This is a genomic window from Bacteriovorax sp. DB6_IX (genome assembly GCF_000447775.1).
In the GTDB taxonomy this organism is placed as follows: Bacteria; Bdellovibrionota; Bacteriovoracia; order Bacteriovoracales; family Bacteriovoracaceae; genus Halobacteriovorax_A.
This window is the reverse complement of record NZ_AUNJ01000384.1, coordinates 1-1519: the sequence shown is the minus strand read 5'-3', so window position 1 is coordinate 1519 and position 1519 is coordinate 1. Positions and strand designations below refer to the sequence as shown.

Below are 1519 nucleotides of genomic sequence, written 5' to 3'. Positions count from 1 at the left end.
CATATATGTCTGGAATTTCCATGTTCTCGAGTACTTTAAAAATATGTTTTGTACGACCATCTTTTCTTATGGTTCCCCAAGAAGAACCATCGTCTCGTCGTCCTTTTTCTTTTACTAAATTGGAGCATTTAATAATTGTTGGAGATAAAGTTTGTATATATTTTAATGATTCATCGAAAACGGATTTTACAATTTCTGAATCCAATGGTTGCCATGGATCGCATTGTTCATCTTTGAGAGTTCTTAGTTCAGCACGTTTTTCTTTATCTAAAATATCATACTTATCGTATTCAAATCTGAATTCTTTTGGTAACCTTTTTTTGTGAGATAATTCACTCCATCTGTCAAAAAAATATATTGCACTATCCAGTTTTGTTATTGAACCTGGTATTCTTTTTTTAAATAGTGAAATGCAATCTTCAATATATCCTTTACATTGACTTAAAGTAATATTAGAAAGCATTTTTCTAGATGTAAATCCAGAATCAAGGAGAAAATTTTTAGCGACATTAATAAAATATGAATGGCGATGATTTGTTGTCAACCAACTGGTTATGTTTAAATTGAATAATTTAGGGAATTCATAATAAGTTAGTATTTTTATTAAAATTACCAAATCGTTATAGTTAGATACATTATTATTTTCACTAAAATTTTCAAAGTTTAGTGATATATGTTCTGATTGTGAATATTGAATTCTCCAAACATTATATTTGAAATTTATTTCTTCTGATATTTGAATGTCTTTATCAATGTTGATCTCGCCAAAGTTTATTAGTTTCATTAGTTACTCTCTGAAATAATAGGTGGAAGTAGGTATCCATCAACAGCGTTTCTCAACTCAGCTTCTTGAATATCTTCTTGATAAGGCCATGATTCGATGACTTCTTTTGCTGCTTCATATTCTTCCCTATACATGCAATCAAACTGGTCACTTCGCATTGAGCGTCGTTTCTGATCTAAATAGAGGAATCTATCTACTACAAATGGAATGTTGTCACTGGTAACGGATGATTGTTGACACGTAAGACATTTGTTAAATTGTTTGCATGGTTTATTTGATCTGGGAATTTGTCCACCATCAGACAAGTGCCAGGTGGGGTAGTATGGGTTATTACAGATTGCTAATGGTGACTCGCCATTGTGGTTTGTATAGATATTTATTATCTTTTTTTTGATACATGTTCTTTGTTTTAATGGAACTAGTTTTCCTTTGAAAGAACCATCACGAATACTGTCGAATATACTATCTAATTCCATTGCTAGTTTGTCATTTCTTAGCTGTTGGAAGTGGGAGTTGTCTTTATAAACCTCGTCAGTAATTGCAGATGTTGAGTGCCCAAATAGCGCGACTTGAAGCAATAGCGGCAGCTTTTTTTCTTTTTCATTTAGATACAATCGAGTTGGCCTGAGTCGTCTTAGATCCAACTTATACCCAATACTTTTTTCAATGAACTTGCTACTTGAACTTCTATTAACACCTTTACGGCATGGGTAATGCGCTACAAATTTTAGACCA

Annotated in this window: 2 pseudogenes; both read right to left on the bottom strand. The window is 32.3% G+C overall.

Features of this window, described 5'->3' with window-relative positions:
• Nucleotides 1-784, bottom strand: a pseudogene (locus M901_RS12230) (site-specific integrase); the annotation flags it as partial.
• Nucleotides 784-1519 (bottom strand): annotated as a pseudogene (locus tag M901_RS12225) (hypothetical protein); the annotation flags it as partial. The pseudogenes M901_RS12230 and M901_RS12225, both read right to left, overlap by 1 nt.